Origin of the sequence: Streptomyces sp. NBC_01176 (assembly GCF_045039825.1) — a bacterium.
Classification (GTDB): Bacteria; Actinomycetota; Actinomycetes; order Streptomycetales; family Streptomycetaceae; genus Streptomyces.
Window position 1 is genome coordinate 5,271,483 of sequence record NZ_CP108600.1, and the last position, 22,553, is coordinate 5,294,035.

General features: G+C 71.9%; 20 protein-coding genes. 8 read left to right on the plus strand and 12 right to left on the minus strand.

Annotated elements, in window-relative coordinates; all coding sequences use genetic code 11:
- Positions 1-5 precede the first annotated feature (5 nt).
- The gene (locus OG199_RS22735) at positions 6-1,004 is read left to right on the plus strand and encodes an inorganic phosphate transporter (protein WP_356799981.1); all 999 of its coding nucleotides are present in this window, start codon (positions 6-8) and stop codon (positions 1,002-1,004) included.
- 792 nt (positions 1,005-1,796) lie between these two features.
- Here OG199_RS22735 and pstB read toward each other — a convergent pair.
- The 11 genes from pstB to OG199_RS22790 form a co-directional block, all read right to left on the minus strand.
- Entirely contained in the window at positions 1,797-2,573 is a 777-nt protein-coding gene (gene pstB / locus OG199_RS22740) for a phosphate ABC transporter ATP-binding protein PstB (protein ID WP_266700092.1), read from the minus strand.
- A 47-nt stretch (positions 2,574-2,620) separates the two neighbouring features.
- Positions 2,621-3,685, minus strand: a complete 1,065-nt coding sequence (gene pstA, locus OG199_RS22745) for a phosphate ABC transporter permease PstA (RefSeq protein ID WP_405831000.1) — start codon at positions 3,683-3,685, stop codon at positions 2,621-2,623.
- Positions 3,682-4,689: a phosphate ABC transporter permease subunit PstC gene (gene pstC, locus OG199_RS22750; RefSeq protein WP_356799978.1), complete on the minus strand. Its 1,008-nt coding sequence runs from the start codon at positions 4,687-4,689 to the stop codon at positions 3,682-3,684. The genes pstA and pstC overlap by 4 nt, the downstream gene beginning before the upstream one ends.
- Before the next feature lie 101 nt (positions 4,690-4,790).
- Positions 4,791-5,930: a phosphate ABC transporter substrate-binding protein PstS gene (gene pstS, locus OG199_RS22755; RefSeq protein ID WP_405831002.1), complete on the minus strand. Its 1,140-nt coding sequence runs from the start codon at positions 5,928-5,930 to the stop codon at positions 4,791-4,793.
- A 540-nt stretch (positions 5,931-6,470) separates the two neighbouring features.
- On the minus strand, positions 6,471-6,890 hold the full coding sequence (locus OG199_RS22760) for an NUDIX hydrolase (RefSeq protein WP_405831004.1): 420 nt from the start codon (positions 6,888-6,890) through the stop codon (positions 6,471-6,473).
- 10 nt (positions 6,891-6,900) lie between these two features.
- On the minus strand, positions 6,901-7,986 hold the full coding sequence (locus tag OG199_RS22765) for a CHAD domain-containing protein (protein ID WP_402172356.1): 1,086 nt from the start codon (positions 7,984-7,986) through the stop codon (positions 6,901-6,903).
- Complete coding sequence (locus OG199_RS22770) at positions 7,967-10,198, minus strand: RNA degradosome polyphosphate kinase (RefSeq protein WP_187285603.1); 2,232 nt, start codon at positions 10,196-10,198, stop codon at positions 7,967-7,969. The genes OG199_RS22765 and OG199_RS22770 overlap by 20 nt, the downstream gene beginning before the upstream one ends.
- A 386-nt stretch (positions 10,199-10,584) precedes the next feature.
- Positions 10,585-11,520 (minus strand): hypothetical protein, encoded by a 936-nt coding sequence (locus OG199_RS22775; protein ID WP_405831006.1) that lies wholly within the window; start codon positions 11,518-11,520, stop codon positions 10,585-10,587.
- Complete coding sequence (locus OG199_RS22780) at positions 11,517-12,542, minus strand: ABC transporter permease (protein WP_405831007.1); 1,026 nt, start codon at positions 12,540-12,542, stop codon at positions 11,517-11,519. Before OG199_RS22780 ends, OG199_RS22775 begins: the two co-directional genes overlap by 4 nt.
- The gene (locus OG199_RS22785) at positions 12,539-13,432 is read right to left on the minus strand and encodes an ABC transporter ATP-binding protein (RefSeq protein WP_356799966.1); all 894 of its coding nucleotides are present in this window, start codon (positions 13,430-13,432) and stop codon (positions 12,539-12,541) included. The genes OG199_RS22780 and OG199_RS22785 overlap by 4 nt, the downstream gene beginning before the upstream one ends.
- Positions 13,429-13,833, minus strand: coding sequence for a GntR family transcriptional regulator (locus OG199_RS22790; RefSeq protein ID WP_356799964.1), 405 nt, complete (start codon positions 13,831-13,833; stop codon positions 13,429-13,431). The genes OG199_RS22785 and OG199_RS22790 overlap by 4 nt, the downstream gene beginning before the upstream one ends.
- Positions 13,834-13,956: 123 nt before the next feature.
- Between OG199_RS22790 and OG199_RS22795 the strand changes: the two genes are divergently transcribed.
- From OG199_RS22795 to OG199_RS22820, 6 genes are all read left to right on the plus strand, one after another.
- Complete coding sequence (locus tag OG199_RS22795; RefSeq protein ID WP_401800143.1) at positions 13,957-14,499, plus strand: RNA polymerase sigma factor; 543 nt, start codon at positions 13,957-13,959, stop codon at positions 14,497-14,499.
- On the plus strand, positions 14,496-15,389 hold the full coding sequence (locus OG199_RS22800) for an anti-sigma factor family protein (protein WP_401800145.1): 894 nt from the start codon (positions 14,496-14,498) through the stop codon (positions 15,387-15,389). The genes OG199_RS22795 and OG199_RS22800 overlap by 4 nt, the downstream gene beginning before the upstream one ends.
- On the plus strand, positions 15,386-15,643 hold the full coding sequence (locus OG199_RS22805) for a hypothetical protein (protein WP_405831009.1): 258 nt from the start codon (positions 15,386-15,388) through the stop codon (positions 15,641-15,643). The genes OG199_RS22800 and OG199_RS22805 overlap by 4 nt, the downstream gene beginning before the upstream one ends.
- 127 nt (positions 15,644-15,770) lie before the next feature.
- On the plus strand, positions 15,771-16,634 hold the full coding sequence (locus OG199_RS22810; RefSeq protein WP_401800150.1) for an ABC transporter ATP-binding protein: 864 nt from the start codon (positions 15,771-15,773) through the stop codon (positions 16,632-16,634).
- Positions 16,631-18,175 carry an ABC transporter permease gene (locus OG199_RS22815; protein WP_405831010.1) on the plus strand — a complete coding sequence of 515 codons (1,545 nt, stop codon included), beginning with the start codon at positions 16,631-16,633 and terminating at the stop codon, positions 18,173-18,175. Before OG199_RS22810 ends, OG199_RS22815 begins: the two co-directional genes overlap by 4 nt.
- Before the next feature lie 190 nt (positions 18,176-18,365).
- Positions 18,366-19,010, plus strand: coding sequence for an ABC transporter (locus tag OG199_RS22820; protein WP_405831011.1), 645 nt, complete (start codon positions 18,366-18,368; stop codon positions 19,008-19,010).
- 500 nt (positions 19,011-19,510) lie between these two features.
- On the opposite strand, the gene mshD is transcribed toward OG199_RS22820, so the two are convergent.
- Positions 19,511-20,437, minus strand: coding sequence for a mycothiol synthase (gene mshD / locus OG199_RS22825; protein ID WP_266700074.1), 927 nt, complete (start codon positions 20,435-20,437; stop codon positions 19,511-19,513).
- A 291-nt stretch (positions 20,438-20,728) separates the two neighbouring features.
- On the opposite strand from mshD, the gene OG199_RS22830 reads away from it, so the two are divergent.
- The gene (locus OG199_RS22830; RefSeq protein ID WP_405831013.1) at positions 20,729-22,528 is read left to right on the plus strand and encodes a bifunctional metallophosphatase/5'-nucleotidase; all 1,800 of its coding nucleotides are present in this window, start codon (positions 20,729-20,731) and stop codon (positions 22,526-22,528) included.
- Positions 22,529-22,553: the final 25 nt, after the last annotated feature.

Genomic DNA, 22,553 nt, shown 5'->3' on the forward strand with positions numbered 1-22,553 from the left:
GCTTCGTGGACACCTTTGCGCTGATCGTGACCATCGGGGTCGCGCTCGGATTCACGTACACGAACGGCTTCCACGATTCGGCGAACGCCATCGCCACGTCCGTGTCCACCCGTGCGCTGACCCCCCGGGCCGCGCTCGCCATGGCCGCGGTGATGAACCTCGCGGGCGCGTTCCTCGGCAGCGGGGTCGCGCACACCGTGAGCAGTGGTCTGATCGCGACGCCCCAGGGCTCCAAGGGGATGGGCATCCTCTTCGCCGCGCTCATCGGGGCCATCGTCTGGAACCTCGTCACCTGGTACTTCGGTCTTCCCTCGTCCTCGTCGCACGCGTTGTTCGGCGGTCTGGTGGGGGCGGCGCTCGCGGGCGGTACGACCGTCCTGTGGTCCGGCGTCCTGGACAAGGTCATCATCCCGATGTTCCTGTCGCCGGTCGTCGGTCTGATCGGCGGCTATCTGGTGATGTGCGCGATCATGTGGCTGTTCCGCCGGGCCAACCCGCACAAGGCCAAGAGGGGTTTTCGGATAGCCCAGACCGTTTCGGCGGCCGGTATGGCGCTCGGGCACGGTCTGCAGGACGCGCAGAAGACGATGGGTATCGTCGTGATGGCGCTCGTCATCGGTGACGTCCAGGGCGCCGACGACCCGATTCCGGTGTGGGTGAAGATCTCCTGCGCCGTGATGCTGTCCCTCGGTACGTACGCGGGTGGGTGGCGGATCATGCGGACGCTGGGGCGGAAGATCATCGAGCTGGATCCGCCGCAGGGGTTCGCCGCGGAGACCACCGGGGCGTCGATCATGTTCGCCACGGCGTTTCTGTTCAAGGCGCCCATCTCCACGACGCATGTGATCACTTCCGCGATCATGGGTGTGGGGGCGACCAAGAGGGTGAACGCCGTGCGGTGGGGTGTCGCCAAGAACATCGTGCTGGGGTGGTTCATCACCATGCCGGCGGCGGCGTTGGTGGCTGCCGCCAGCTTCTGGGTTGTTGACCTGGCGTTCCTGTAGGGATTCTGGTCCCTGCGGGGGTTGGTGACCGGTTTCTCTCGCCCCCGCCGCCCCTACCCGACCCATCCCGTACCTGGGGCTCCGCCCCGGACCCCGGCTTGGGGCTCCGCCCCGGACCCCGGCTTGGAAGCTCTGGATGCCGGCTTGGGGTTGTGTCCCCCGGGCGCTGACGTGCGGCTTTGCCCAGTGCCCTGGCGTGGGGCTTCGTCTCCGGATCCCGGCGTGTGTCTTTGTCTTTGGACCCCTGGCGTGGGGCTTCGTCTCCGGACCTCGGCGTGGGTCTTTGCCTTCGGACCCCTGGCGTGGGGCTTCGTCTCCGGATCCCGGTGTGCGGCTTTGCCCCCCGGACGCCGACGTGCGGCTTCGCCCAGGTTCCTGGCTTGGGGCTTCGCCCTGGACGCCGGTGTGCGGCTTCGCGCAGGACCCCGCTGGTAGCTCTGGCCGAGGGCATTCTGCGGGGGCCCGCCTCCGTGCCCCGCCAAGGGAGCTCCGCCCACTGGACCCCTGATCGTCCGAAGGGCTCGTCCTCGAACGCCGGACGGGCTGGAGGGCATCGCTTCGGCCGGAATCCTCAGCGCACGCCGGGATCTGCGGCGTGAGCGGTCAGCGTGGGTCGGGTGTCTCTGTGGCGGGTCTCGTTCTCAGCTCAGGTCTCAGCCCGTCCGGCGATCGGGGGCGAGGCCGTTCGGGCCGGAACGGGAGCGGGCCCGCCCCCGGGAGCCGGGGGCGGGCCCTTCTCGTCCTCGCGGTGGCACCGCCATGCAGCACCGCGAGGGGTTCGTGGGGGTCGGCTCAGCCGAAGCGGCCCGAGATGTAGTCCTCGGTGGCCTGGACCGACGGGTTGGAGAAGATCCGCTCCGTGTCGTCGATCTCGATGAGGCGCCCGGGCTGACCCACCGCGGCCAGGTTGAAGAACGCGGTGCGGTCGGAGACGCGGGCGGCCTGCTGCATGTTGTGCGTCACGATGACGATCGTGAAGCGCTCCTTCAGCTCACCGATCAGGTCCTCGATGGCGAGGGTGGAGATCGGGTCCAGGGCCGAGCACGGCTCGTCCATGAGAAGGACCTGCGGCTCCACCGCGATCGCCCGCGCGATGCACAGTCGCTGCTGCTGGCCGCCGGACAGGCCCGAGCCGGGCTTGTTCAGGCGGTCCTTGACCTCGTTCCAGAGGTTCGCGCCCTTGAGGGACTTCTCGACGATGTCGTTGAGCTCGGACTTCCGGTAGGAGCCGTTGAGCTTGAGACCCGCCGCCACGTTGTCGAAGATCGACATGGTGGGGAAGGGGTTGGGGCGCTGGAAGACCATGCCGATCGTGCGGCGCACGGCGACGGGGTCGACGCCCTGGCCGTACAGGTCCTCGTCGTCCAGGAGGACCTTGCCGTCGACACGGCCGCCGGGGGTGACCTCGTGCATCCGGTTGAGGGTGCGCAGGAAGGTCGACTTGCCGCAGCCGGAGGGGCCGATGAAGGCCGTCACCGAGCGCGGCTCGACCGTCATCGAGATGTCTTCGATCGCCTTATGGGCGCTGTAGTAAGCGGTCAGACCGCTCACGTCGATTCGCTTGGCCATGTCAGTCACTGCTTCTTTCGAGAGGTTCGGGTCGCTGATTGGCCGCGTCAGCGGCCCGTCTTCGGGGCCTTCCAGCGGGCGATGCCGCGGGCCGCCAGGTTCAGGATCATGACGAAGGCGATGAGCGCGAGTGCCGCCGCCCAGGCCCTGTCGTAGGCCGCGCCGGAGCCGGCGCTGTTCGCGTACTGCTGGTAGATGTACAGCGGCAGCGAGGCCTGCGGGTCCGAGAACGGGTTCGTGTTGATGAAGTTCGTGCCCCAGACCAGGAGCAGCACCGGGGCGGTCTCGCCCGTGATGCGGGCGACCGCGAGCATCACACCCGTGGTGATACCGCCGATGGAGGTCGGCAGGACCACCTTGATGATGGTGCGCCACTTCGGGACGCCCAGTGCGAGGGAGGCCTCGCGCAGCTCGTTCGGTACGAGCTTGAGCATCTCCTCCGTGGAGCGGACCACGACCGGCATCATCAGGATCGACAGGGCGAGCGAACCGGCGAAGCCGGAGTAGCCCATGTCCAGGATCAGGATCCAGAAGCTGAGGATGAACAGGCCGGCGACGATCGACGGGATGCCCGTCATGACGTCGACGAAGAAGGTGACGGCCTTGGCGAGCTTGCCGCGCCCGTACTCCACCAGGTAGACGGCGGTGAGCACACCGATCGGCACGGCGATCAGGGTGGCGATGCCGACCTGCTCCAGGGTGCCGATGATCGCGTGGTAGATGCCGCCACCGGTCTCGGTGTCGGCGACCACACCCATGGAGTGGGTCAGGAAGTAGACGTCGAAGACTTTTACGCCACGCTTGGCGGTCTCCCAGATCAGGGAGGCCAGCGGGACGATGGCGACGAGGAAGCAGACCCAGACGAGGCTGGTTGCGACCCGGTCCTTGGCCTGGCGACGACCCTCGACGCGGGCCGAGATGCCGTACGTGCCGAGGATGAAGAGGATCGCGGCGATCAGGCCCCACTGGACCTTGCTGTCGAGGCCGCCCACCAGTCCGATGACCACGGCGAGGACGAGCGCGCCCACGGCGATCCCCCACGGGGACCACGAGGGGAGACTGGCGCCGCGCAGGCTGCTGGGGCGCCTCTCGGTGACGGATGCGTGGCTCATGCGTTGGCCCCCGAGTACTCCTTGCGGCGGTTGATGATCATCCGCGCGCCGCCGTTGACCAGCAGGGTGATGACGAACAGGACGAGACCGGAGGCGATCAGCGCGTCCTGGCCGAGCGGGGTGGCCTCACTGAACTTGCTCGCGATGTTCTGCGCGAAGGTGCCGCCGCCCGGGTCGAGCAGGCTGGCGTTGATCTCGAAGGTCGGCGAGAGGACCGTGGCGACGGCCATCGTCTCGCCGAGCGCGCGGCCGAGGCCCAGCATCGAGGCGGAGATCACACCGGAGCGGCCGAAGGGCAGCACCGACATGCGGATGACCTCCCAGCGCGTGGCGCCGAGCGCGAGCGCGGCCTCCTGGATCATCAGCGGAGCCTGGCGGAAGACCTCGCGGCTCACGTTGGTGATGATCGGCAGGATCATGATGGCGAGCAGGACGCCGACGGTGAGCATCGAGCGGGGGGCGCCGCCCTGCCAGTCGAAGATGCCGGTCCAGCCGAAGTAGTGGTCGAGCCAGCCGAAGAGGCCGTCCATGTGCGGGACGAGGACGAGGGCGCCCCAGAGGCCGTACACGATGGACGGGACGGCGGCCAGCAGGTCGATCACGAAGGCGATGGGGCCGCCGAGCTTGCGCGGCGCGTAGTGCGTGATGAACAGCGCGATGCCGACGGCGACGGGGACCGCGAGGGCCATGGCGATGATCGAGGAGACCACCGTGCCGAAGGCCAGCACCGCGATGCCGAAGCTCGGCGGCAGCAGGTTGGTGTTCCACTCGAACGTCGTGAGGAAGTTCCCGTGGTCCTCGCTGATCGCGTTGGCCGCGCGATAGGTGAGGAAGGCCGCGATGGCGGCCATGATCACCAGAAGGAAGATGCCGGACCCGCGGGAGAGGCCGATGAAGACGCGGTCTCCGACGGGGGAGGCGCCGCGGTCGGCGATCTTCGTGCCGGGCGCGGAAGTCTGTGGGGTGGGAGGTGGTGCTTCGGTGTTCTGTGTCGTTATGTCCATGAGGATTCTCCGGTCTGCGGAACCGTAAGGGGTGGCGGCTCCAGGCGGCGGTGCACCGGACGGTGCGGCCCGCCTCGGGTGAGGCGGGCCGCACACTCAGGTCAGCTCAGGCTCGAGACGGCTGCGCGAACCTTGGTGATGATCTCGGCGGGGATGGGCGCGTACTTGGCGTCGGTCAGAAGCTTCTGACCGTCCTCGCTCGCGATGTAGTTGAGGAAGGCCTTCGTGGCGGGCAGGGTGTCCGCCTTGTTGCCCTTCTCGCAGACGATCTCGTACGTGACCAGGGTGAGCGGGTAGGCGCCCTCGGTGGTCGGCTTGTAGTTCAGGCCGAGCGACAGGTCGTTGCCGCTGCCCTTGACCTCGGCGCTGGCGATCGCCTTGGTGGCGTTCTCGACGCTGGCCTTCACCGCAGTGGGGGCGTCCGTCTTGAGGTCGACGGTGCTGATGCCGTCAGCGGCGTAGGAGAGCTCGAAGTAGGAGATCGCACCGGCGGTCTGCTTCACCTGCTGGGCGAGACCGGCGGAGCCCTGCGCGGACTGGCCGCCCTTGGCCTGCCACGCCTTGCCGCCGGAGTAGTTCCAGTCGGACGGGGCGACGGCCTTCAGGTACTTGGTGAAGTTGTCCGTGGTGCCGGACTCGTCCGAGCGGTGGAACGCCTGGATCTTGGTGCTGGGCAGCTTCGCGGTGGGGTTGAGCTTCGCGATCGCGGCGTCGTTCCACTTCGTGATCTTGCCGTCGAAGATCTTCGCGATGGTGGACGCGTCGAGGACGAGGCCGTCCACGCCCGGCAGGTTGTAGCCGATCGCGATGGGGCCGCCGACCATCGGGAGGTCGATGGCCGGGTTGCCGCCACAGGCCTTCGCGGCCGCGCCGACCTCCTCGGGCTTCAGCGGGGAGTCCGAACCGGCGAACGCGGTCTGGCCCTGCGTGAACGCCGTCACGCCGGCGCCCGAACCCGTCGGGTTGTAGTTGATCTGGACGCCGGAGCAGGCCTGGGTGAACTCCTTCACCCAGGCGTCTATGGCGTTCTTCTGCGCGGAGGAGCCGGAGGCCTGCAGCTGGCCCTTGGCGTCGTCGCACTTGATGGCGCTGGCGCTGGTGGCGGAAGAGGTCGCCTTGTCGCCACCGTTGCTCTTGCCACCGGTGTCGTCCGAGCCGCACGCCGTGAGGGCCAGGGCGCCGGAGACGGCGACGGCACCGAGCGAGAGGGCGCGAAGCCGGTTCTTGCGCTGAAGCTTCACTTTTCGGGAGTTCCTTCCAGGAGCCGCCGTCGAGTGGCGGCGTGCGATGTCGGTGGTAGGCGGAAGCCGTGTCCCAGGACCTGCCCGGGGCGCGGTCCGCACCGCGTAAGGCCGAAATTAGGCAGAAGAGGTGAAGGCGCCGATGGCCATAAGTGAACGGAGGGTGAACCCCTGCGGTCGGTGCGGTGAGGTCACGGAACGCTTACGTCGAGGACACGGGGCGGTTTCCGACAACTCGGGTCTCATTGGTAACTCTAGGCAACCAGCCGCAATCGTTCAGGTTTCGGCGCCAGAGGCGGGACGGGACCGGGTGCGACCCGGCGCACGTGTACGGCGCACGGGTGCCTCGCGCAGGCGTGGAGTCCGGACGGGGTGCGACGGCGTGCGCCGGACCTCACGCTCCGTCCGGGCCCTCCAGCAGGTCCGGAGCGACGGGCGCCGGAATGGTGACCGACAAGGTCTGCACCGCGATCTCTCATGAGCCGTGTCCCGGGACCTCATCGGCCGCCTCCCGGGCCCGAGTCCCAGGGCCGCACGGTCCTACGCCAGATGCAGCGAGTGCAGCAGCGCGTCGACCAGGTCGCGGTCCCTGGGCTGGGTCAGGCGGTGCCGGGCCGCGGTCGGCGGGAGCCACAGGACGCGGTCGACCTCGCTGTTCGGCCGGAAGCAGCCGTCCGCCGCCTCGGCCGCCCAGTAGCGGACCTCCTTGGTGCGTCCGCCGACGAGGTATCCGAGCGTGGGCAGCGTGGCGCCCGGTACCGCGGAGTACCCCGTCTCCTCCTCGACCTCCCGCAGCGCGCCGGCCAGGGGGTCCTCGGCGCGCTTGAGCTTGCCCTTGGGATGCGACCAGTCGTCGTACTTCGGCCGGTGGACCAGACAGACCTCCAGCTCGCCGTCGACGGGCGAGCGGCGCCACAGGACGCAGCCCGCCGCCCGGATGATGTCGGTGCCGCCGGTCATGGGCTCTCCCTCAGGGGGTGCGTACGGCTTCCTTTTGCCAGCTCTGCTGGAAGGCGAAGCGTGCCGCCTCCACCTCGTGCCGCTGGTCCGCGTGGAGCACGCCGAGCGCGTACGCGGTCGCCGGGGCGATGCGCGGGGTGCGGGCCGCCGACGCCGCGGCCGCGGCCGCCTCCGCCGCGTCCCGGTGCCGGTCGAGGGCCTGACCCGCGCCGAGCAGCCGTACGTCGGAGGGGACGCCCTCCTGGTAGAGGCACTCGCGCGCGTAGCGGTGCAGCCGCAGCAGCAGCCGGACCTGGTGCCAGGGCGCGTCCTGGGGATGGGGAGCCGCGTCCGCGGAGAGGCCGTGCACGAGGGCCTCCGCGTTGTACGGATGGCCCGCGGTGAGCAGCGGCAGCGCGGCGACCGCGTCGATGAGCCGGTCCTGTGCGGCGGCCGCCAGCGGCCGCAGGTCGGCCGCGGTGGCCGCGGTGGTGAGCGGTACCTCGCTCGCGAGCACGGCGACGCTGTCCGCGACCGCGTGGAAACGGGAGGATCCCAGCGCCTGGAGTGCCGCCGAGTGCGCCCGGGTGCGGGCGAGGGTCAGCTGCCGGTCGAGCAGCGCGCCCGCCTTCGCCGCCCCGATGGTCATCTGGCCCTTGGGCGGAACGTCGGCGCCCCCCGCGGACTGCGCGGGGAAGGCGGACGGTCCCGACAGCCGGTTCAGCGCGCCGAGCAGCCGCTCCAGGCGGGCCGCGTAGGCGTGCTCACGCGCCAAGGTGCCCGACAGCCAGGCGAGTTCGGGGCGCATCCCCTCCGACCAGTCCGTGTCGAGGAGGGGCCGGAAGGTGTGCAGGGTGCCGCTGATGCGGCGGGCCGAGCGGCGCAGGGCGCGCGCCGCGTCGACCGAATCCGCCGAGCCGCCCGCCGCGGCGCCGGTCTCCCGGTGCTGCCGCAGCGAACGGAGGAACTCCGTGGCCTGGTCCCGCAGATAGTCCGCGAGGACCTCGCCGACGGGCGTACCGCCCTGCTCATGGGGGTGCCGCCGGTCGGGCGGGGCCGCCAGCCGGGGTGAGGACCCGGCCGTGGGGTCGGTGGGGTCAAGGTGTTGCTGTGCCACGCCGGCGCCTCCGGGCGTCTATGAGCATCTCCTGGACGTTCCGCAGCGGTTGGCCATCCTGGTCGGTCGCATGCCGGGTCCATTCGCCGTCCGGGCCCAGGTGCCAGGAAGCGGTGGTGTCCGACATCCCGGTCTCGAACAGCCGGCTGAGGGCTGCCCGGTGGGCCGGGTCGGTGATCCTGACGAGGGCCTCGATCCGCCGGTCGAGGTTGCGGTGCATCATGTCGGCGCTGCCGATCCACACCTCGGGCTCGCCGCCGTTACCGAACGCGAAGACCCGTGAGTGTTCCAGGAAGCGGCCGAGCACGGACCGGACCCGTATGTTTTCGGACAGGCCCGTGACGCCGGGCCGGACCGCGCAGATGCCGCGCACCCACACGTCGACGGGGACTCCGGCCTGGGACGCGCGGTACAGCGCGTCGATGATCGCCTCGTCCACCATCGAGTTGCACTTGATGCGGACGTAGGCGGGGCGTCCGGCGTTGTGGTGCTGGACTTCCTTGTTGATCCGCGCGATCAGGCCGTCGCGCAGCGACTTGGGGGCGACCAGGAGCCGGCGGTAGGTCTCGCGGCGCGAGTAGCCGGAGAGCCGGTTGAAGAGGTCGGAGAGGTCCGCGCCGACCTGCGGGTCGGCGGTGAGCAGTCCGAGGTCCTCGTACAGCCGGGCGGTCTTGGGGTGGTAGTTGCCGGTGCCGACATGGCTGTAGCGGCGCAGGGTGTCGCCCTCCTGCCGTACCACCAGCGACAGCTTGCAGTGGGTCTTCAGTCCGACGAGCCCGTACACGACGTGGCAGCCGGACTCCTCCAGCTTCCTGGCCCACTTGATGTTGGCCTGTTCGTCGAAGCGTGCCTTGATCTCGACGAGGACGAGGACCTGCTTGCCGGACTCGGCGGCGTCTATCAGCGCGTCGACGATGGGCGAGTCGCCCGACGTCCGGTACAGCGTCTGCTTGATCGCCAGGACGTCCGGGTCGCTCGCCGCCTGCTCCAGGAAGGCCTGTACGGAGGTGGAGAAGGAGTCGTACGGGTGGTGCAGCAGGACGTCGCGCTCGCGCAGGGCGGCGAAGATGTCGGGCGCGGACGCCGACTCGACCTCCGCGAGGTCGCGGTGGGTGCCCGCGATGAACTTCGGGTACTTCAGCTCGGGCCGGTCGAGGGCGCCGATGCCGAACAGGCCGGTGAGGTCCAGCGGGCCCGGCAGCGGGTACACCTCGGCCTCGGAAATCTTCAGTTCCCGTACCAGCAGGTCGAGGACGTACCGGTCGATGGACTCCTCGACCTCCAGGCGCACCGGCGGCCCGAAGCGGCGGCGCATGAGCTCCTTCTCCAGTGCCTGGAGCAGGTTCTCGGTGTCGTCCTCCTCGACCTCGAGGTCCTCGTTGCGGGTGAGGCGGAAGGTGTGGTGCTCCAGCACCTCCATGCCGGGGAAGAGCTCCTCCAGGTGGGCCGCGATCACGTCCTCGATGGGGACGTAGCGGTCCGGGGAGGCCTCCAGGAAGCGGGAGAGCAGCGGCGGGACCTTGACACGCGCGAAGTGCCGGTGGCCGCTGACCGGGTTGCGCACCACCACGGCCAGGTTCAGGGACAGGCCGGAGATGTACGGGAAGGGGTGCGCGGGGTCGACCGCCAGCGGGGTCAGGACCGGGAAGATCTGGTGCCGGAAGAGCGTGAAGAGACGGGCCTGTTCCTTCTCGGTGAGCTCGCTCCAGCGGACCAGGTGGATGCCCTCCTCCGCGAGCGCGGGGGCGACGTCCTCCTGGTAGCAGGCCGCGTGCCGGGCCATGAGCTCGCGCGAGCGGGCCCAGATCATCTCCAGGACCTCGCGCGGCTGCAGCCCGGAGGCGGACTTGGTGGCGACGCCGGTCGCGATGCGGCGCTTGAGTCCGGCCACCCGGACCATGAAGAACTCGTCCAGGTTGCTGGCGAAGATCGCCAGGAACTTCGCCCGTTCGAGCAGGGGCGTGCTCGGGTCCTCGGCGAGCTCCAGGACGCGTTCGTTGAACGCCAGCCAGCTGCGTTCCCGGTCCAGGAACCGGCCCTGCGGGAGCTGGATGCCGTCCTGCACCGTGTCCTCGTACGCGTCGAGGTCGGCGTCGAGGTCGGGCTCCAGGTCGGAGACGTTGGCGGCGACGGTGTGCGGCCGGTGCGCGGCGATGGAACCGACGGACGGCTGCGGGTGCTGGACCTGGGCCTGGGCGCTGGGCTGGTTCATGGACCCATTCTTCCGCGCCGGACGCGAGACCGGCGCGTCGGAGCGGGCGGGCGGCAGCGCGGCGAGGCGGATGACGGCTCCCCGGCTCACGGCTTCGTCCGACCGGGAGTGCCCCGGGCGGGGCACGGACACGGGTTCGTCCGCCGTCGACGGCTGGGGCTCGTTCTCCGGTGGAGGCGAAGGCTCTGGCACGGCGGGCTTCATTGGCTGAGCGTCGCAAGCTCGTCTGAATCGATGGTTACGGCGACATGACGTGCGGGATATCGGGGAGCGGCCCCCGGACGTCCAGATGTCCGGGGGCCCTGTACGTCCCCACCCCCGTGGAGGGCGTACGGACAGGTCGCGGGGGCCGGTTCCGCCCCTTCCCGCGGTGCGGGGGGCCGGGTCTACGCGGTGCGGCGGCGCAGCAGCCGGAAGGTGACCGCGGTGGCCGCGGTGGTGACGGCGAGGACGATGCCGGTCTCCACCAGGTGGAGGGGCCAGAAGTGGGAGAACGGATGGTAGACCGAGTAGTGGCCGGTGATCCCGTGGTCGGCCGCGCAGCGTCTGATCCGAGCGGCCGTGCCGACGCATTGCCCGTAGTCGGGGTTCGCGACCCGGCGGCCGTGGACGAGCACCCCGTTCTCCAGCTGCCAGGCCCGGTGGGGGAGAGCGGTCTCGGTGGCGCCGGTCCGGGTGACCTTGGGCCACAGGTCGGCGCGGCAGGCCCCCAGGACCTGGTTGAGCAGCAGCATCACGGCGAAGGTCACGCCGAGGGCGGGCAGCGCGCGTCCCAGCAGCAGGCCGGTGAGCGCGCCGACGGCCAGCGCGCACAGGCCGTACGCGACCGTCGCGGGGCCCAGGGCGACGAAGGTGTTGAAGCCGCTCCAGCCGTCGTCCAGCCGGTCCGGGTTGTTCGACCAGGCCCAGCGGAACAGCGGCACGAGCACCGCACCGCCGAGCGTGACGGCCAGCGCGGGAACGGCGAGCCTGGCGGCCAGCCAGCGCGCCGGCGACACCGACTGGGTCCAGGCCAGCCGTGCGGTGCCCGACTCCAGTTCGCGGGCGACCAGGGAGGCGCCCGCCCAGGCGGCCACGGCGTAGAAGGAGCAGCAGACGACGACGGCGGCCCAGCGGAGGAGGTCGCCGTAGTCGACGGTGGCGATGGTGGAGCAGGTGTCGTGGTGCGCGCAGTGGGCGAGCTCCGCCCGGGCCTTGTCGGCCTGGACCTCGACCGCCCACACCAGGAGCCCGGCGACGGTGGCCACGAACGCGCCCCACAGGGCCAGTGCCGGGCGGTGCAGGCGCAGGACGGTCCACGGGACTCCGCTGACGGCGTTCATCGGCGGCTCCCCTTGGGGGCGGCGCCGACCTGCCGGGCCAGCAGCCGGAAGGCGGTGAGGACGGCGAGCGCGGTGAGGGCGAGGACGATCCCGGTCGCCACCCACTGGAGGGGCCAGTAGTGGGAGTACGGGTGGGAGTCGCTGTAGAAGCCGGTGGCGTGCAGTTTCGCGTACAGCTCGCGGCAGCGGGTGCTGAGGTCGCTGCCGCAGTACGGGTCGGCGAGGCGGCCCCCGTCGGAGGTGAGAAGGCCTTCGTCGACGGTGAGGCCGAGGCTCCTGGGGCCGTTGTGGTGCAGGCTGGTGACGGTCCGCACCGGTGACCAGAGGTGGGGCAGCGCCAGGGCGACGGCGCCCCGGACGCCCGCCGTCAACATCAGGGAGACGACGAGCGCGCCCAGCGAGCGGCGCAGCGCGAGGCCGGCCAGCGCGCCGGCGGCCAGACCGAACAGGGCGATGGCGACGGTGGTCGGGCCGTTGGCGTGGAAGACGAGGGGGTCGGCCCAGCCCTTGGCGGTGTCGATCCGGCTCTGGCTCCTGCGCCAGGTCCGCTGGTGCAGCAGGACCAGCACGCTCGTCCCGGCGGTCACGAGTGCGGCCGGGAGGGCCAGCTTGACCGTGAGCCAGCGGGCCGGGGAGACCGACTGGGTCCAGGACAGTCGCGCGGTCCCGGTCTCCATTTCGCGGCCGAACAGCGACGCGCCCGCCCAGGCGGCGACGAGGAAGGGCACGAGGGTCACCGCGATGGTGGCGTACTGGGAGAAGGACTTGTAGGTGAGGAGCGCGTCCTGGTCGTAGGTGCAGGCGGACTCCCGGCAGTGGTCGTACTGCCGCCAGGCGGTGGCCGCCGCGTCCATCGCGGGGCCGTGCAGCCACAGCAGCAGGACGGTGAGGACGGCGAACAGGCCCGCCCCGGCGCAGAGGGCCGGGCGGTGCAGCAGCAGGACCGTCCGGACCAGGCCGCGCGAGGCCGACGGGCGGCGGACGGGAGCCGCCGGGGTGCCGGTGGTGGCGAGCTCGGTCATACGGCGGGCTCCTGGGTGCGGGCGGGTGCGAGGATCAGCGCGGGGGCCGCGGGGTTGCGCAGATGCGCGAGGACCAGGTCCTCCAGCGAGGGCGCGGTGGCTCCGGTGTCGGCGGGGTACGGGCCCTGCGGGCGGATCAGGGCGGTCTGCTGGCGTCCCGTGGTGCGGGACTCGACCACGGTGTGCGGGGCGAGGTCGCGGACCGGGCCGGTGGTCAGGGTGTGCGCGGCCAGCAGGTCGTCCAGGTCGCCCGCCAGCCTTACCCGGCCGTCGCCTATCAGCAGCAGGTAGTCGCAGGAGCCCTCCAGTTCGGCGACGACGTGCGAGGACATCACGACCGTCGTCCCGTACTCGGCGGCCTCGGCCATCAGGGTGCCCATCAGTTCGTGCCGGGCGAGCGGGTCGAGGTCGGCCATCGGCTCGTCCAGGAGCAGGAGTTCGGGCCGTTTGCCGAGCGCGAGGGCGAGGGCGACCCGGGTGCGCTGGCCGCCGGAGAGCGCGCGGATCCTCTTCTTCGGGTCCAGGCCGCCGACCTCGTACGCGATCCGCCCGGCGACCCGGGCGTCCCAGCGGGCGGGGTTGAGCTCCTGGCCCAGGCGCAGCGTCTGGTCCACGGTGAGCTGCGGGTACAGCGGCTTGTCCTGGGCGACGTACGCGACGCGCTCGCGGGCGGCGGCCGGGTGGGTGCCGAGCACGGTGAGGGCGCCCTCGGTGGGGGCGAGCAGGCCGGCCGTGTGGGACAGCAGGGTCGACTTGCCCGCGCCGTTGGGACCGACGACGGCGCAGACGCGTCCCGCGGGGAGCCGGAAGGAGCACGCGCGCAGTGCCCAGCTCCCGCGTCGCCCGAACCGCTTGCCGAGTCCGGCCGCCTCGATGGCGGTGTTGCTCATTCCTGGTCTCCCTTGGCGTGTTCCTGAGTGAAGCGGTCGTCGAGTGCGGAGGTGAAGAGCGCCGCCATGTCGTCCCGGCCGAGCCCCGCCTCGCGAGCTCGTGTCACCCAGGCGTCCAGTTCGGCGCGCAGGGGCGAGTCGGCCGGGGTGGTGGTGCCGAGTGAGCGGCGGACGAAGGTACCGAGGCCGCGTCTGGCCTCGACCAGGCCCTCGCGCTCCAGCTCGCGGTAGGCCTTGAGAACGGTGTTCGGATTGATCGCGGTGGCTTCCACGACCTCGCGGGCCGTGGGGAGCTTGTCGCCGGGTTCGAGCAGGCCCAGGCGCAGCGCCTGCTTGGTCTGCTGGACGATCTGGACGTACGTGGCGACACCGCTGCGCCGGTCGATGCGGTACTCCACCACTCGGCAACCACCCTTTCACTAATTGAGTAGTGAAAGGGTGGTGCAGGAGGGTGCCGTGAGTCAAGTGCGAAATCCGTCGGCGCGAACGTGAACCGATCGCCGGGGCTCGTCCGATGAGGTGATGTGAGGGAAACGAGAAGCGACGGGGAGCTGCTGCGGGCCATCGCGGCGGACGGGGACCGTCGCGCCTTCGAGGAGCTGTACCGGCGCTACGCGCCGTGGCTGACCGCACGCCTGCGCGGCCGGTGCGCGGACGCCGGGGTGGTCGACGACGTCGTACAGGAGACGTTCCTCGCCGTCTGGCGCGGCACCGCGCGCTACCGGGAGGAGGGCGACGCGGCCGGCTGGCTCTGGCGCGTCGGCTCCCGGCGGCTGATCGACACCCTGCGCGGCGACGGCGCACGCGGCCGGCTGCGGCAGGCCCTGGCCCGCCTGCGCCACCGGGACGAGGCGTCCGCCGAGGAACGCGTGCTCGCGGGGGTGGAGCACGGAGACCTCGCGGGCGCCCTGGTCCGGCTCTCGCCCGAACTGCGGGCCGTGCTCCAGGCCACGGTGATCGACGGCCTCACCACCAGGGAGGCGGCCGTCCTGCTCGGCATACCGCCCGGCACGGTCAAGACGCGGGCCCAGCGGGCGCGCAAGCAGCTGCGGGAGGCGCTGGCATGAGCGGCATCGACAAGGACACCGGCACGGCCTGGCACGTGCCGGACGACGACATCCGGGCCTATGCGCGAGGAGAACTCACCCCGCCCCGGCTCTGGTCCGCGGACACCCACCTCGCCACGTGCGCGCACTGCCGGGAGACGCTCGCCGCGGCGGCCGACCCGGTCGCGCTGGACGCCGGGTGGGAACGGCTCGACGCCGAACTGGACGCACCGCGGCCGCGCCTGCTCGAGTCACTGCTGGTGCGCATCGGCGTCGCCGACCACACCGCGCGCCTGCTGGCCGCCGCACCCGTGCTGCGCCGCTCCTGGCTGGGAGCGGTCGCCGCCGTGCTGGTCATGACCGTGGCGGCGGCCGACTCGGCGCAGACCGCCACCGCGCCCAACCTGTTCCTGGCCCTCGCGCCGCTGCTCCCGCTCGCCGGGGTCGCGCTGTCGTACGGGCCCGTGCTCGACCCGACGTACGAGATGGCGGTCGTCGCACCGACGCACGGATTCCGGCTGCTGATGATCCGCACGCTCGCCGTGCTGACCGTCGTCCTCGGTCTGAACGGTCTCGCCACCCTCGCGCTGCCCGCGTACGGGCTGCGCGCGCTGGCCTGGCTGCTGCCCGCGCTGGCCCTCACCGGGACCGGGCTCGCGCTGACGCCCCGGCTGGGCCCGGTGTTCGCGCCCGGCCTGGTCGCCACGGTGTGGGTGACGCTGATCGCGCTGACGGCGTCGGCGGCCGGGACCCACCACACGACGCCCGCGCCGTTCACGGCGGCCGGGCAGGGCGTCGCGGCGGCGGTGGCCGCGCTGGCCGCCGGGCTGCTGTACCTGGCGCGCGACGGGTTCGACGCGTCGTCCCCCCGGAAGCCGTTCCGGGGGTTCACCCGAGGAGGCACGGGATGACGGACCGCACACCACCCGCACAGGCCGTGACGCTCGCACTGGTCACGCCGGTCGCGCCGGTCACGCCGGTCACCCGGCGGGAGCGGCGGCTGCGCCTCCTGAAGGCCGTGCTGCTGATGGCCGTCTCCCTCGCGGCGTTCGCGGCCGAGCTGCTCCACCTGGTCGTCCGCGCCCCCGACCGCCACCGCGGACGGTCCTTCGCGGGGGACATCGGCGGGGACACCGGAGGCGGTGACGGCGGGGGCGACGGGTGAGGACGCCCACGGCCACCTCACCGGCCCACCCCGTCTCCGCCCTGTCCCCCCTCTCACCCCTCTCACCCCTCCCCTCCGTCCCCTTCACCTCGTCCTCCTTCTTCGACCACTCCCGCAGGAGCGCCGTATGACCCCCACCGTCTCCGCCTCCGGGCTGAGCCTCCGCTACGGCAGGACCCCCGCCCTCGACGACGTGTCGGTGCGGCTCCAGGAAGGTGTCACCGGGCTCATCGGTCCCAACGGGGCCGGAAAGACCACCCTGTTGCGGGTGCTCGCCACCGCCGTGCCCGCCGACCGGGGCGCCTTCACCGTGCTCGGACACGACCCGGCCACGCCCGCCGGGCGCCAGAACGTCCGGCGCACGCTCGGCTATCTGCCGCAGGCCCCGGGATTCCACCCGGACTTCACGGCCTTCGAGTTCGTCGACTACGTGGCGATCCTCAAGGAGCAGACGGACCGTACGGCCCGGCACCGCGAGGTGCGCCGGGTCCTGGAGGCCGTCGACCTGACCGACGTACGCGGCAAGCGGATCAAGAAGCTGTCCGGCGGTATGCGCCAGCGGGTCGCGCTGGCCGCGGCCCTCGTCGGCGACCCCGGTTTCCTCGTCCTCGACGAGCCCACCGTCGGCCTCGACCCCGAACAGCGCATGCGCTTCCGGGAGCTGATCGCCCGCGCGGGGGAGGAACGCACCGTTCTCCTCTCCACCCACCAGACCGAGGACGTCGCGATGCTCTGCCAGTGCGTCATCGTGATGGCCCATGGACGTGTCCTCTTCGAGGGCACCCCCGCCGAACTGGCCGCACGCGCCGACGGACATGTGTGGAGCAGCGCCGAGCGCGACCCGGCCGCACGCGCCGGATGGCGCACGGGCACGGGCTCCTTCCGCAACGTCGGCGACCCGCCCCCGGGCGCCGAACTCCTCGAACCGACCTTGGAGGACGGGTACTTGCTCACCCTCGACGGCACGCCCGCGGAGGTGGCGGCGGGATGAGCACCGTACTGGAGACCCCCGCCAGGGCCGTCGAGCCGGCGCGGGAGCCGCACCCCTGGGCGGCCGTGGCCGCCCTCGCCCGCTTCGAGGCACGCGAGCTGCGCCTCTACCTGTCCTTCATCGGTGTCGCGCTGCTGTACGTCGGCTGGATTGTCTGGCAGTGCACGAGCCGGACGGGCGACTACCCCGTGCTGCAGGACGTCGACCGGGCCACCCAGAGCATGCCGATGCTCGTCGGCCTCTCGGTCATGCTGTGCGTCAACCGCGCCGTCCGGCGTTCCCACCGCGACGACACGGAACGCCTCTTCGGGGTGCTGGTCGTCGAGCCCTGGCGGCGTACGGTCGCGCACGCGCTGTCCGTCGTCCCGGCCGCCCTGTTCGTCGCGGTCTGCGTGACCGTCCAGTTCACCTGGGAAGCGCTCAAGCCCGGTGCCGTCGGGCACGGCTCACCGGCCGAACTGGCCGTGGGCCCGCTGACGGTCCTGCTGTTCGGCGCGCTCGGTGTCCTCCTCGGGCGCCTGGTCCCCTCCGCCGTGGCCGCGCCGGTCCTCCTCGTCTTCCTGTTGTTCACCCAGGCGCTCGGCGGGAGCACCTCCGGCGGGACCGGCTGGACGGACTGGCTGTCCCCGGTCGTCGCCGAGACCGGCGCCAGGCCGTTCCCCTCCGACCTGCTGGGCCGCCCGGCCGCCTGGCACGCGCTGTACCTCCTCGGGCTCGCCCTGTTCGTGGCCGTTCTCGCCGTGCTGGTCGGCGGCGGCCGTACGAGGACCGTCCAGGTGGTCCTCGCGGGTGCGCTCGCCCTGACGCTGGTGGGGGCGGTCGCCCAGTCCGGCGGCACCCCGGCCGCGACGGTCGCGGCCCGTGAACGGGCCTCGCTCACCCCCGAGAAGGTCCAGTCGTGTCTGGAGCACGGCACCTCGGTGTACTGCGCCTTCCCCGAGTGGAAGGGCCGCACGGCCGACTGGGCCACCGTCGTCGACCGGGTCCGGAGCCTCGCGGGCGGCGCCGCCTGGGGAGAGCGGCTGACGGTGCGCCAGCGCGTCGACGCCCGCTCCGGGTTGGCGGACAACCCGGCCCTCGAACCGTCCACCGTGCCCGGCCAGGTGACCGTGGGCACCGCCTGGGGCGGCAACCGGGTCCCGGAGTTCGCGGTCGCCGTCGCGTCCGTCCTGGTCGCGGGGAACGAGAAGGCGGGCAGCGCGGTGTGCGACGCCCGCATGGTGACCATCATGTGGCTGGCACTGGGCGCGGAGTCCGACCCGATGACCCTCTTCCGGCACGTCCGCCTCGACGACAGCGTCACCGGCTCCGCCATCGTCCTGGCCCCCGCGGAGCCGCTCTCCATGACCGCCGAACAGACGCGGATCGTGCGGGAGCTGCTGACGAAGCCCCGCTACGGCGTCACCGCCAAGGTGAAGGCCCACTGGTCGCAGCTGATCTCCCCGAAGACCTCGACGGCCCGGGTGGCGGAGCTGCTGGGAGTGCCGGCCAAGGCGGGGGCGACGGACCCGGCACCGGACGGTGACTCGTGCGAGGGATGACCGCGCCGGACACGGACGCGCGTGCGCGATCCGCCGGCGGACGGGGCGTGAGCGTACGAACGGTGGGCGTACGAACAGCCGGCGCAAGCGGGAGCGTACGGACAGGGGGCGGACGAAGCGGGCGCGCACGAACAGTCGGCGCACGGAGGGGACGCGTACGAACCGTGGACGGACGAACGGGGAGCAGTTCATGATCCGCGCCCTCGTGCGGCCCGTCTGGCGCACCCTGCCCCGGACGGCCCTCGCGGCCTGCGGCGGTCTCGGGCTCCTGCTGGCCGGGATCCCGCGCCTGCTGCCCGGCCAGCCGGATCCGTGGCTGTGCCTCAACCTGCTGCGGGGAGCCGCGCTCGTCCTCGCCGTGGGACTGGCGTTCCTGCTGGACGACCCGGCGCGGCACACCACCGCGGCGGTACCGGCCCGCAGGCCGTTGCGCAGCGGCCTGCGGATGGCGCTGGTGGCCCCGGCCGCCGCGCTCTGGTGGACGGTCGCGCTGCTCCTCGTACCGGAGCGGACGCGGCCCCCGGCCGGCGCCCTCACCCTGGAGGCGGCCGCGATCGCCGCGACCGCCCTGGCCGCCGCGTCCGCCGCCGTACGGTTCACGGACCGGACCGAGCCGGGCCCGGCCGTCGCGACGGGGCTGCTGGTCACCGCCATGACGGTGCCGACCCTGCTGCTGCCCGAGCGGTGGGCGCTGGTCGTGGCCGTGGACGACCCGCACTGGGACGCCGCCCACGAGCGGTGGGCGGCCGTCCTGGCCGTGGCGGCACTGCTCTGCGCGGCGTGCTGCACGGAACCCGCACGGGCGTGGCGCCCGCCGACCCCCGCCCGCCGCTGAGGGCTCCGCCCCACCACCGGTCGGGCTCCGCCCCGGGTGCTCCGGGTTCCGCCCCGAGCCCGCCGGGCGCCGCCCAGCCAGGGCCGAGCCCCCCGGGTGCGCGGCACCCCGCTCAGGTACCGGGCCCGGCCGGGGGGTACGTGGGGCTCCGCCCTCGGGAGCATCGGTCCCGCCCAGGTACGCCGGGTTCTGCCCCGGGTACCTAGGTCCTGCCCGGGTACGTAGGTCCCGCCCCGGGTACGTCGGGCTCCGCCCCGGGTACGGCCGGCCCCCGGCGGAGGTACGTATGGCTCCACCCCGGGTAGGTAGGTCCCCCCCGGTACGCCGGGCTCCGCCCAGCTACGGCCGGGCCTCCGGAAAGGTCGGGCCCTGCTCACGTACCGCCGGCCCCCGGCTGGGTACGTAGGACTGCGCCCCGGGTACGCCGGGCTCCGCCCAGTACGGCCGGCCTCCGGAGAGGTAGGGCCCCGCCCGGGGCGCGTCGGTCCCGCCCGGGTCCGTCAGGACTCGCTGCGGTACATCAGGTCCGTCTCGTGGGTGACGAAACCGAGGCGCTCGTACACGGCCACGGCCGCGGTGTTGTCGGCGTCGACGTAGAGCATGGCGGTCGGCAGAGCCTGCGCCGCGAGATGGCGGAGCCCGATCGTGGTGAGGGCCTTGCCGAGGCCGCCGCCCTGGGCGGCCGGGCTGACCCCGAGGACGTAGACCTCGCCGAGGCCCTCCGTGGCGTGGACCTTCGTCCAGTGGAAACCGACGAGTTCGTCGCCGCGCAGGGCGAGGAAGAACCCGGACGGGTCGAACCACGGCTCGGCCATGCGGTCGTCCAGGTCGCGCTGGGTGAGGGCGCCCTGCTCGGGATGGTGGGCGAAGGCCTCGGCGTTCAGGGCGAGCCAGGCGGCGTCGTCCCGGCCCGGCACGAAGGCACGGACCCGCACCCCGTCCGGGAGCTTCGGCTCGGGCAGGTCGAGGTCGGTCAACGGCCGCCGGAGCTGGCGCAGTTCGCGGAAGAGGGTGAGCCCGAGGACCTGGGCGAGATGCCGGGCCGCGGAGTGCCCGCCGTGCGCCCACACCCGCAGCCGCTTGCCGGACTCGGCGAGCAGCGCCGAACCCAGCGCCCGTCCGTGGCCGTGCCCACGGTACGCCGGGTGCACGACCAGCTCGGCGGCCGGGGCCTCGACCGGGTCGGTGTCCTCCAACTGGGCGTATCCGACCAGCACGTCGCCGAGAGTCAGCAGCAGGTGCCGTACGCCCTCGCGCGCACCGCCCTTCAGCTGGAGTCGACCCTGCTCGGAGACCGCCTGCTGTCCGTCGGCCAGGGCGGCCTCCGAGAGCAGCCGGAGCACGTCCTCGGCCTGCGCGGGGGAGAGCGCGCTGGAGGTCTCGATGGAGCGGGAGAGCGCGGGGGGTGCGGTGTCGTCGCTGGTCATGGATACGAGGGTACGGCGCGCTCTTTTCCGGACAAGGAGTTGGGCGGGGTGGATGTGGATCGTGGCGGGGCGGGCCGCCTCCCGGCGGCGGGGCGACCCACGCGGCAACTCCGTGTGCGCCCCCTCGCGGGTCCCCGCGCGTGCGTCTGCCGGTGAGGCGATGGCAACCAGTCCGTAACCCCGAACCCCCTGGTGTGCTACGCGCGTTGATTCTAAAGTGCGTGCAAAGCCACGGCCGTCGCACCGTGCTCGTGACACTCGTAGCTCTCACCGTTCTCCAGGGGGGACCCCATGCCGCCGACGTTCCGGAACAGACGTACCCATCGCCTCCTCGCGGGTGCCGCGGGCCTGGCCACCGTCGCCGCCCTGGCCGCCGCGATGCCGGCGAGCGCGGGGCAGGACAGGGCGACCGCCCGGCACCACCACGGCAGCAGCCGCTACCAGGACGTACAACTGCTGTCCTTCAACGATCTGCACGGCAACCTGGAGCCGCCGTCCGGTTCCTCCGGCCGGGTCACGGAGCTCCAGGCGGACGGGACGACGAAGTCGATCGACGCGGGCGGTGTCGAGTACCTCGCCACGCATCTGCGCGACGCCCGCAAGGGCAACAAGTACTCGATCACGGCTGCCGCCGGTGACATGGTCGGCGCCTCCCCGCTGCTCTCCGGGCTCTTCCACGACGAGCCGACGATCGACGCGCTGAACAAGCTCGACCTGGACGTGACGAGCGTCGGCAACCACGAGTTCGACGAGGGCGCCAAGGAGCTGGCCCGCCTGCAGAACGGCGGCTGCCACCCCACGGACGGCTGCTACGACAAGAAGGCGAAGTTCCGGGGCGCCGACTTCCCCTACCTCGCCGCGAACGTCACCAGCGAGAAGACCGGCAAGCCGATCCTCAAGCCCTACTGGGTGTGGAAGAAGAACGGCGTCAAGGTCGGCTTCATCGGTGTGACCCTCGAAGGCACCCCGAACATCGTGTCGGCGGAGGGCGTCAAGGGCCTGAAGTTCGGTGACGAGGTCGAGACGATCAACAAGTACGCCAAGGTGCTCCAGCGCCAGGGCGTGAAGTCCATCGTCGCGCTGATCCACGAGGGCGGCGCGCCCGCCTCGGCGGCGTACAACTACGACTGCGACAGCCCCGGCGCGGGCGACGGCATCTCCGGCCCGATCGTCGACATCGCGAAGAACGTCACGCCGGCCGTGGACGCGCTGGTCACCGGTCACACCCACCAGGCGTACGCGTGCACGATCCCGGACCCGGCGGGCAACCCCCGGATGGTGACGTCGGCCTCCTCGTTCGGCCGTCTCTACACGGACACCACGCTGACGTACGACCGCTGGACGGGTGACATCGCGCGTACGGCGGTGAAGTCCGCGAACCACGTGGTCACCCGTGACGTGGCGAAGGCCGCCGACATGACGGGCCTGATCGCGAAGTGGAACACCCTCGCCGGTCCCATCGCCTCGCGCCCCATCGGCTACATCGCGGGCGAGATCGGGAACGCCGGCACCGAGTCCCCGCTCGGTGACATGATCGCCGACGCGCAGCTCGCGTACGCCAAGTCGGTCGACCCGGAGGCCGACATCGCGCTGATGAACCCGGGCGGTATCCGCGCCGGCCTCACCTACACCGCGAGCGGCGGCGAGGGCGACGGCGTGGTGACGTACGGGGAGGCGTACACGGTGCAGCCGTTCGCCAACACCGTCAACCTCGTGACGCTCACCGGCGCCCAGCTGATCACCGCACTGCAGCAGCAGGTCAGCGGGGCGAACGAGGCCGCGCCGAAGATCCTTCAGATCTCCAAGGGCCTGACCTACACGCTGGACCTCACCAAGACGGGCGCCACCCGCGTGGTGGCCGGCTCGGTCAAGCTCGACGGCACGGCGATCGACCCGGCCGCCGGCTACCGCGTCGCGATGAACTCGTTCCTCGCGGGCGGCGGTGACGGCTTCGCCGAACTGGGCAAGGGTACGAACGTCCTGGTCGGCGGCGACGACCTGGCCGCCTTCGAGTCCTACCTGACGGCCAACTCCTCGGCCACGGCGCCTTATCCGGTGCCCTCGGCGGACCGTGTCACGGTCGTTCAGTAGCCGTCGGGGCCGGGCACCGGAACCG

Bases quoted from the DNA above. Each gene is read 5' to 3' on its own strand.
- pstB (WP_266700092.1), bottom strand. From the start codon at position 2,573: ATGGCCAAGCGAATCGACGTGAGCGGTCTGACCGCTTACTACAGCGCC.
- pstA (WP_405831000.1), bottom strand. From the start codon at position 3,685: ATGAGCCACGCATCCGTCACCGAGAGGCGCCCCAGCAGCCTGCGCGGC.
- pstC (WP_356799978.1), bottom strand. From the start codon at position 4,689: ATGGACATAACGACACAGAACACCGAAGCACCACCTCCCACCCCACAG.
- OG199_RS22760 (WP_405831004.1), bottom strand. From the start codon at position 6,890: ATGACCGGCGGCACCGACATCATCCGGGCGGCGGGCTGCGTCCTGTGG.
- OG199_RS22770 (WP_187285603.1), bottom strand. From the start codon at position 10,198: ATGAACCAGCCCAGCGCCCAGGCCCAGGTCCAGCACCCGCAGCCGTCC.
- OG199_RS22775 (WP_405831006.1), bottom strand. From the start codon at position 11,520: ATGAACGCCGTCAGCGGAGTCCCGTGGACCGTCCTGCGCCTGCACCGC.
- OG199_RS22780 (WP_405831007.1), bottom strand. From the start codon at position 12,542: ATGACCGAGCTCGCCACCACCGGCACCCCGGCGGCTCCCGTCCGCCGC.
- OG199_RS22785 (WP_356799966.1), bottom strand. From the start codon at position 13,432: ATGAGCAACACCGCCATCGAGGCGGCCGGACTCGGCAAGCGGTTCGGG.
- OG199_RS22800 (WP_401800145.1), top strand. From the start codon at position 14,496: ATGAGCGGCATCGACAAGGACACCGGCACGGCCTGGCACGTGCCGGAC.
- OG199_RS22805 (WP_405831009.1), top strand. From the start codon at position 15,386: ATGACGGACCGCACACCACCCGCACAGGCCGTGACGCTCGCACTGGTC.
- OG199_RS22810 (WP_401800150.1), top strand. From the start codon at position 15,771: ATGACCCCCACCGTCTCCGCCTCCGGGCTGAGCCTCCGCTACGGCAGG.
- OG199_RS22815 (WP_405831010.1), top strand. From the start codon at position 16,631: ATGAGCACCGTACTGGAGACCCCCGCCAGGGCCGTCGAGCCGGCGCGG.
- OG199_RS22820 (WP_405831011.1), top strand. From the start codon at position 18,366: ATGATCCGCGCCCTCGTGCGGCCCGTCTGGCGCACCCTGCCCCGGACG.
- mshD (WP_266700074.1), bottom strand. From the start codon at position 20,437: ATGACCAGCGACGACACCGCACCCCCCGCGCTCTCCCGCTCCATCGAG.
- OG199_RS22830 (WP_405831013.1), top strand. From the start codon at position 20,729: ATGCCGCCGACGTTCCGGAACAGACGTACCCATCGCCTCCTCGCGGGT.